Annotated in this window: 6 protein-coding genes and 1 tRNA gene (1 of these 7 only partly in view); 2 read left to right on the top strand and 5 right to left on the bottom strand. The window is 65.6% G+C overall.

All coding sequences use genetic code 11. The features are described 5' to 3' along the window. Positions 1-505: the 3' portion of a GlxA family transcriptional regulator gene (locus ISM_RS12035; RefSeq protein WP_040618054.1), read on the top strand. The gene continues 494 nt to the left of window position 1, outside the view; the window shows 505 of its 999 coding nt (coding positions 495-999); its start codon lies off the left edge, out of view; its stop codon occupies positions 503-505. Positions 506-607: 102 nt separating this feature from the next. Here ISM_RS12035 and ISM_RS12030 read toward each other — a convergent pair whose 3' ends face one another. Then, the gene (locus ISM_RS12030; RefSeq protein ID WP_040618053.1) at positions 608-3,121 is read right to left on the bottom strand and encodes a cation:proton antiporter; all 2,514 of its coding nucleotides are present in this window, start codon (positions 3,119-3,121) and stop codon (positions 608-610) included. Between the two features lie 236 nt (positions 3,122-3,357). On the opposite strand from ISM_RS12030, the gene ISM_RS12025 reads away from it, so the two are divergent. Continuing rightward, the gene (locus ISM_RS12025; RefSeq protein ID WP_040618052.1) at positions 3,358-4,212 is read left to right on the top strand and encodes a CE1 family esterase; all 855 of its coding nucleotides are present in this window, start codon (positions 3,358-3,360) and stop codon (positions 4,210-4,212) included. Positions 4,213-4,276: 64 nt separating this feature from the next. Here ISM_RS12025 and ISM_RS12020 read toward each other — a convergent pair. The 4 genes from ISM_RS12020 to ISM_RS12005 form a co-directional block, all read right to left on the bottom strand. Then, positions 4,277-4,366: transfer RNA gene (locus ISM_RS12020), tRNA-Ser, on the bottom strand. Positions 4,367-4,427: 61 nt separating this feature from the next. Next, the gene (locus ISM_RS12015) at positions 4,428-5,144 is read right to left on the bottom strand and encodes an alanyl-tRNA editing protein (protein ID WP_009814449.1); all 717 of its coding nucleotides are present in this window, start codon (positions 5,142-5,144) and stop codon (positions 4,428-4,430) included. A gap of 3 nt (positions 5,145-5,147) precedes the next feature. Continuing rightward, on the bottom strand, positions 5,148-7,610 hold the full coding sequence (locus ISM_RS12010) for a DUF3772 domain-containing protein (protein WP_009814448.1): 2,463 nt from the start codon (positions 7,608-7,610) through the stop codon (positions 5,148-5,150). Then, positions 7,607-8,638 (bottom strand): cysteine synthase A, encoded by a 1,032-nt coding sequence (locus ISM_RS12005; protein ID WP_009814447.1) that lies wholly within the window; start codon positions 8,636-8,638, stop codon positions 7,607-7,609. The genes ISM_RS12010 and ISM_RS12005 overlap by 4 nt, the downstream gene beginning before the upstream one ends. Position 8,639 lies beyond the last annotated feature (1 nt).

Raw genomic sequence — 8,639 nt, 5'->3', positions numbered from 1 at the left:
CGGCATCCACACCTGTGCCGGGCGCGCCCATACCGCCGAGATCGTGATCCGGCTCTTGGCCGAGACGCTTTCGCCGCAATATTGCGCCGAGCTGACCAGCGCCATGATCCTCGAGACCGCCCGCGGCTTTTCCGGCGATCAGCCGAGCGGCGCGGGCCAGAACGCCAATTTCCTCGGCAGCCGTCTGGTCAAGGCCATCGCGGTGATGGAGCAAAACATCGAGCACCCGCTACGCACCGCCGAGATCGCCGATGAGGCGGGCATCTCGATCCGCCAGCTCGAGCGGCTCTTTCTCACCCATGTCCAGACGACGCCCGCGAAATATTACACGCGGCTGCGGCTTAAACAGGCGCGCAAGCTCGCCAGCGATACCAAGCTCACCTTTCTCGAGATTGCCATCGCCTGCGGCTTTTCCTCTTCCACCGCGCTCAGCAATGCGTTTCAGCGCGAATTTGGCCTCACCCCCCGGCAGGCGCGCAAGGGCGACAACGCGCCCTCGCGCTAGGATTTCAGAGGGCCGCGGCGGGCCGAAAGGGGCGAAAATCGCCACTGTCGTATTACCGTCGTAATACCGACGGGTTACCGACATGGCATTTTGGCCGGTTTCCTAGCTCGCGTCTTTCGCCGGGGGCAGCAGGGCCGACGGCTCGATCCCGCGTTTCTCGGCGCTCTCCCGCACCGCCTTGCGCAGCGCCTTGCTCCGCCCGAGAAGCCGCCGGAACCGGTCTTCGTCCAGAACAAGAAGCGTCGTCGGCGCAATCGCCTTGGCCTCGGCGCGCACGGATTTCTGCATCAAAATGGCCATCTGCCCGAACATCTCGCCGCGCCCCAGCCGCCAGGTCTGGCCCGCGCTTTCCAGCTCGACCGCGCCCGAGGCGATAAAGAACACCCGCTTCGCCGCGCTGTCCTTGCGAATGATCGCCTCGCCGACATTGGCATAGCGCGTCTCGAGCCCCCGGGCCAACTGCCTCAGCGCCCGGTCGCTGAACTCGGCAAAGAGCGGGAATTGCCGCACCAAAGCCGTTCTTTGCAAGGCGATATCGAGCTTGGGCCGTGTCTCCGCCGCCGCCCGCCGCGCGCCAAGATCGGCCATCAGGGACATATAGACCTCGGCCCCGATGAGCCCGTCCTCGCGCATCATCATATATTCGCGCTCTTCGAGCCGCAGCGCCGTGCGCCGGATGAACCGCCGCTCAAGCTCTTCGGCATAGCCCGGATATTGCAGCCGCAACCCTTCGAGCGCGGTCTCCACCGCCTCGATCCGCCGCGACAATAGCTCATGCAAGAGCTCGGCCACCCGCCGGCCATGGATGCGCCGGATGCGCCCGTCGATAAAGCCGCCAAGGTCGCGCAGGATAAGCCGCTGCGACAGCATGAGCTCGAACCGGTCGGTGGTCATCTGCGCCAGCGGCGCCGAGATCCCCAGCCGCCGGTTGAGCCAGACCGCCGCCCGAAACCCCTTGCCATAGGCCACGCTCCGCCGCGCCGCCCGCTGATAGCCGCTCCGCCCCTGACTGCGCGCCCCCTCGATGAGCCGCTCGGCATCCGACATGACCTTCTCGGCCATCCGCGCCGAAATCGTCCGCTCGCGGACCCGGTCGATGATCGTGTCCCGCTCGTGACCCGCCAGCACGATCAGGCCGAGCGCGATCCGGTCGCGGTCGAGAATGTCGGCGCTGTCCTCGGCGGTCTTCACCGCCTCGTCGAGCCGCTCGCCAAAGCGCTTGGCCTCGGATCGCACGATATCGCGGCTGAGGTCGTAATTCTCCGTGGTGCTGGCCAGATCCTCGCGCACGGTCTGCAGCGCCACCGCCACCACCTGCCGCGACAGCGCCTCGTCGATGGGCGACAGCCGGTCAAGCCCGAGCCGCCCGATCACCCAGCGCAGCGTCGTCCCCTGCACGATCAGGGTAAAGAGAGTGAACCCGGTGGCGAGAATGCCCACCACCCGCTGAATATCGTCAGGCACGCGAAAGCTCTCGGTGACCGCCAGCGCCAGCGCCAGCGTCACCGCCCCGCGCAACCCGCCCCAGAGGATGGCCACCCGATAGGGCCGATCGACCGGCGGCGACAGGCGCAGCCTTGCAAGCAGCGGCAAGAGGCCAAAGAGGATCACCATCCGCGCCACCACCGCCGCGACGATCACCACCGCCACCAACAGGATATCGCCAATCCGCACCTCTTCGAGAAGCCGCGGGATCAGCAATGCCGCGAGAATAAAGATGAGCGCCCCGGCCCAATGCGCCAGCACGCCCCAGAGCTCGCGCAGATTGGTCCAGCTCTGCGGCGGCAACCGCCCCGGCGCCACGAGGTTGAGCGTCAGCCCCGCCGCCACCACCGCAATGACGCCCGAAGCCCCGACAATCTGCTCGGCCCCGATATAGGCGAGGTAGGGCAAGGCCACCGAGACCGAGATCTGCGCCAGCTCATGCCGGCCAAAGAGCGCCATGATCCAGACCGCCACCCGCGCACAGAGCCAACCGGTGATCGCGCCCCCGGCAATCAACAGCGGAAACCGCAGCAGCGCATCGCCCAGTTCCGGGTCCGGCGTGCCGAGCATCACAAAGCCCATGAAGAGACCAAAGAGCGCAATGGCCGCGGCGTCGTTCAACAGGCTCTCGCCCTCGATGATCCGGGCCAGGCGGCGCGGCGAGGAGATCGAGCGAAAGATCGAGACCACCGCCGACGGGTCCGTGGTCGACACGATCGCCCCGATGAGCAGACAGGCCGCCAGCGGCAGCGCACTGACCCAGGCCAGCGCATAGCCGACGCTAACGGTCGCCACCACGACCGCCACCACCGCCAACATGAGGATCGGCACCCAGTCGTCGATCATCCGGCGCAGGTTCATGCCCAAGGTCGCCTGAAAGAGCAGCGTCGGCAGAAACACATAGAGGAAGACGTTCGACCGGATCGGCAGATCGAGAATCGCCTCCGCCACCGGGTTGAGCGCATCGGTCAGCTCGGTATGCAGGAAAAACGTGGCCCCAACCCCGATCAGCACGCCAAGAACCGCGAGGATCACGCTATAAGGCAGCCGCAACCGCGCCGCCAAAGGCTCGGCCGCGCCAATCACGAGGAAAAGCGATGCAATAATCGTGGTTATAAGAACGATATCCATAGGTCTGGATTACCAGAAGTAGCCGCCGACGCACCCCCGATTTTCTGTCGCAGGGCGTAGAAAAACGTCAATCTGCGCCCCTGCCTCTCTGCGCGGCACTGTGGCCCGATCTTGATGAGGTTTGGGGCAGACGTCCCCAGACATCTGGCGGCTGTGGTTGCATTCCCCGGGCAGCTACTTCTTTACTGATACGCAGGGACCTCGCGGGCCTTATTGTGAAATTTTGGTTTGTTGAGATGAAATTTATTCGAATTCTTCTGATTTCAGCCGGCGTTGCCCTGATCCTGATCGCCCTCACCGGCACGGCGCTCCGGCTCAAGGACCGGGCCGATACGAAAAACGCATCCCTGCGGATGACCATCCTGCCCGAGGCCCGTTCACCGGGACAATATACGGAGAGCCGCAACACCAGCTTCCCCGTCACACGGCCGCAGGTCTATGAGTTCACCCCCTCAGCCGCCATTCGTAAGCGCGCCACCCGACATTGGGGCCTCTACGGGATCACGCCGCGCAACTGGTACACGCTCGTCCCAGCCGCGAGTTCCGACATGCCGCTCGTCATCCTCCTGCACGGGGCGGGCCGCGACGGGTTGTCGATGATCGAGATGTGGCAAGAGGTCTCTGACCGGCACGGGGTGGCGCTCTTGGCGCCGAATTCCTTCGGCTCGACCTGGCCCTTCTCGGCGCCCAACCCCGCGTTTCTTCACGAGATGATCGAAGACCTGCAGACCCGCCATACCATCGACCCGGCCCGGATCTATCTCTTTGGCCATTCAGACGGCGCGGCCTATGCCCAGCTCTTGCTCAATCGCAGCCAAGGCCCGTGGCAGGCCGCCGCCCTCCATGCAGGCTATCTCCCCGCCGAATCCGTGCGCGCCCCCGACACGCCCAAGCCCTACCGGCTCTACCTCGGCGACCGCGACCATATCTTCCCGGTCGTAACGGCCCGTGACGCCGGTCAAGCTATGGCCCGAAACGGCCATGACAACAGCCTCATCCTCATCCCCGGCCACACCCATTGGTTCTACACGGCGGGGCCAGACATCTCTGCGGACGCCTGGCAATGGCTCAATGCGATGCGCGGACGCTGAGCGGCCTGCGCTCGGACGGGCCAAACACCTGACAAAATCGGAAAATCTGAGAAATAGGGGTATCTGGCGGAGCGACAGGGATTCGAACCCTGGAGACGGTCTCCCGCCTACACACTTTCCAGGCGTGCGCCTTCGACCACTCGGCCACCGCTCCGTTGGGCTGCTAATAACGTCAGTTTCGGGGCCTCTGCAAGGGGGGGCGCGAAAAAACGCACCTAGCCCAGTGTGAGGGTCACACGACGGGTCCGGCGACCCCGGCTTTCGATGCGCGAAATGCGCAGATGGCCGATCTCTCCGGTGCGCGCCACATGGGTGCCGCCACAGGGCTGCAGGTCGATCTGATCGCCCCCGGTGCCGATCCGCACGAGACGCACCCGGTCGACCCCGCGCGGCGGCATGGCGCCCACGGTCTTGATCAGCTGCGGGTTCTCGGCCAGCGCGGTCTGGGTGATCCACTCCTCCTCCACCGGCAGATCCCGGTCCACCGCTTCGTTGAGCAGCTCTTCGAGCGTCTCGACATCCGCCGAGGCCTCGCCCATGTCGAAATCGAGCCGCCCGCGCCCGTCGCCCACCGCGCCACCGACCACCGGCAGCGGGATCACCACCGACAGAATATGCAGCGCCGTATGCATCCGCATGTGGCGGTGGCGGCGCTCCCAATCGATGCGCTGTTCGAGATGCGCGCCCACCGGCGGCAGGCGGCGCGGCTCGGCGGGCACCAGCACCACCTGATCGCCCTCGCCCCGCACCGCGGTGGCAATCGTCATCTCGGACCGGTCCCAGCTCAGCCGGCCGCTGTCGCCCGGCTGACCACCGCCCGCCGGATAGAACACCGTCTGATCGAGCACGATACCGCCCTCGGGCGTATGGGCCTCGACCCGCGCCCGCGCCTGCGCCGCATAGGCATCTTCGTGATAGAGCGCCCGCGTCATGACCTAGCGCCCATCGCCATCGGGATCGGCCTCGGCGCCCACATCGCCATCGGTGAGATGGACCGAGCCCGAGCGTTTCGCCGGGCTGGCCTCGTCCGCCGCGCCCTCGCCACTGGTCCAGCCCTTGCCGGACTTGGGCCCGACCAGCGTCTCGGGGTTGCGCAGCCAGAGATCGCGCTGGGCAAAGGGCACTTCGATGCCTTCTTCGGTAAAGCGGCGGGCAATTTCGTGGTTCATGTCCGAATGCACGCTCAGCATCCAGTTCACATCGCGCAGGATCGCCCGCACTTCGAATTCCAGCGCATCGGCCCCGAAACTGCGGAAAATCACCGCTGGCGGCGGGTTGATCACCACCATCGGATGCGCCTCGGCAATCTCGCGCAGGATCGCTTCGACCTTGCGGGTGTCGGTGCCATAGGCCACGCCCACCGGCACGATGACCCGGCCCACGGTGTTGCCGCGCGTGTAATTGGTGACGGTGCCGCTGACGAGATCGGCATTGGGCACGATCACATCCGAGCGGTCAAAGGTCTCGATCCGAGTCGAGCGCACCGAGATATCCTTGACATAGCCATGCTGGCCGCCAACCTCGATCCAGTCGCCCTGGCTGATCGGCCGCTCGATCAGCAGGATGATGCCCGAGACAAAGTTCGACACGATGTTCTGCAGGCCAAAACCGATCCCGACCGAGAGCGCACCAGCCACCAGAGCGATGTTGCTGAGGTCGATCCCGGCGCTGGTGATGGCGATGATCGCCGACAGGAAAATCCCGATATAGCCAAGGCCCGACACCACTGCGGTACGGCCGCCCGCATCCATCCGCGTCTTGGGCAGGACGGTGTTGCGCAGCGTGCTCTGCAGGAACCTTGTGAGGATCACACCGAGGGTAAAGACGATGGCCAGCGTCATGAAGACCGAGGGCGAGATGGTCAGCCCGCCCACCGACATGCCGCGCATGAACTTGCCCCAGAGCTCGGTCAGATCGGTCAGCCGCGCGCCCCAGATGAGCGCAAAGACCGGCATCGACAGAAGCACCATGAGAAAGCCCAAGAGCACCGGCACCAGCTCGTCCGAGGTGCCATCGCGGTGCCGCGTGGCGAGCACATAGAGCTCGCCGATGATGCGCTGAACGACCAGCAGACCGCCGAGCACCATCAGCGACAGAAGAGACGGCAGCATGATCGCCGTCGCCGCCTTGAAATAGCCCACCGCCGCCAGCACCGGCGAGATCACCGCAAGGATCATCAGCACCCGCGCCAGGAGCTTGCTCAACCGGCTGCGATAGGTCTCGTTCTCTTCGTCCTGCGCCGTGCCCGTGCCCTGCCGGCCCAGCACCCGCGCCAGCCAGACGAGCAGCAGCCCGGCAACCACGATCACCGGGAAGAGAATGACGACCGAGGCCTCGGTGCTCCATTCGAGTTCCTCGGCCAGCGCATCGATGAAATAGAAAATCGCGATGACCAGCCCGAGAAACGCGCCATAGACCCGCCCGGCCCGCCGATCCGCCGCATTGAGCTGCAGCGGCAGCCGCTGCTGGTCGATCCGTGGGAAAATCCGCACCGAGAGCCAGCGCGCCACGAGAAAGATGAAAAACGCCGGCGCCAGCACCGTCAGCACAAGCTCACTCGTCTCCCCGGTGAGCCCGCCGACCTCGAGCGCCGCGCTGGCAAAGACAAAGCCCAGATAGGGCACGACGATCTCGCCCACCGACACCAGCAGCGACACCAGCCATTGCAGCGGCGTGTTCTTGCGCAGCAACAGCAGCCGCACCAGCCGTTCGACCCAGAACCGGCTGCGGATCATGAACAACAGCCCGACCAGCACCACGAGGATCACGAAGGGCAGCTCGCTCATCACATCGGCGCGGCGCTCTTCGTCCTGAAACGGCGCACTGACCTCGGTGCCGACCTTGCCCACCGTGTCGAGGATGGCGCTGATCCCGACGCTCCAATTCGCCGGGTTGAGCGGCGACGGACCAAGCTCCAGAAGCTCGCGCGCCTGACGTTCGCGGATGATCGTGTCGATGGATTTGATCAGCCCATCGGCCCGGCTAAAGGCCACTTCGGCGCGCTGCCGCGGGGCGCGCAACGTCGCGAGCTCCTCGGTCAGCCGCTCGCGCTGCTGGGCAATGGCCTGATCTTCGGTGCCCTCCTCGGGCTTGGCCCCCAGCGCATCGAGCTGCGCCTGCGCGGTCTCGATCGCCGCGCCATTGATCCGCTGCGCCGCCACGAAGACATCGCGCCAACCGGCCAGCTCGGCCCGCAGCTCTTCGAGCGCGGGCGACGAGAGCCGCGCCTGCTCGACCGCCTCATCGGCGCGCTGGGCGAGAGTATCCCAATCGTCGTAATCCGGCTCCGCCGGGGGTTGCTGCGCCTCGGCCACATCCGGCGCGACCAGGGTCATCGTCACGGCGGCCGGCAGGGCCAGCGCCAGAACAAGGGCCAGCAGGCGCAGCAGTTTGATCATTCTTCAAACACCCCGGGGATCGAGCGCGGCGCTTCCGAGAGCCAGCCAGGCACCGGCAGGCCTTTCTCGCGCAGGAATTCGGGGTTGAAGAGCTTCGACTGATAGCGCGTGCCGTAATCGCACAGCGGCGTCACGATCGTGTGGCCCGGCCCCATTTCGCGGGCCATGCGGATCGCCCCGGCCACGTTGATCCCCGACGATCCGCCAAGGCAGAGCCCCTCTTCGGCCAGCAGGTCGAAAACGATGGGCAGCGCTTCGCTGTCGGGAATGTTCCAGGCCATGTCCGGCGTAAACCCTTCGAGATTGGCAGTGATCCGCCCCTGCCCGATGCCTTCGGTGATCGAAGACCCTTCGGATTTATGCTCGCCATGTTTGTAGAAATTATAAAGCGTCGCGCCATCGGGATCGGCGAGGCCGATCTTGACGCCCTTGGGCTGCAGCGCCATGCCGACCCCTGCCAGCGTCCCGCCCGAGCCCACGGCACAGACGAACCCGTCGACCTTGCCGCCGGTCTGTTCCCAGATTTCCGGGCCGGTGGTCTCGATATGGGCCTGCCGGTTGGCGACATTGTCGAACTGGTTGGCCCAGATCACGCCCTCATTGGAATGCCGCGCCATCTCTTCGGCCAGACGGCCGGAATAGCGCACATAATTGTTGGGGTTGCGATAGGGCGCGGCGGGCACTTGCACCAGCTCGGCCCCCGCCAGCCGGATCATGTCCTTCTTTTCCTGGCTCTGCGTCTCGGGGATCACGATGACCGTGCGAAACCCCATCGACGCGCCGACAAGCGCCAGACCGATGCCGGTGTTGCCCGCGGTGCCTTCGACAATCGTGCCACCGGGCTTGAGATCGCCGCGCGCCACCGCATCCTTGATGATATAGAGGGCGGCGCGGTCCTTGACCGACTGACCGGGGTTCAGAAATTCAGCCTTGCCCAGGATGTTACACCCTGTCTCTTCACTGGCCCGGCGCAGCCGGATGAGGGGTGTGTTGCCGACCGCAGCGGCCAAATCCTGTGCAATACGCATG

The organism is Roseovarius nubinhibens ISM, from assembly GCF_000152625.1.
GTDB lineage: Bacteria > Pseudomonadota > Alphaproteobacteria > Rhodobacterales > Rhodobacteraceae > Roseovarius > Roseovarius nubinhibens.
This window is presented reverse-complemented; position numbering and strand designations above follow the sequence as displayed.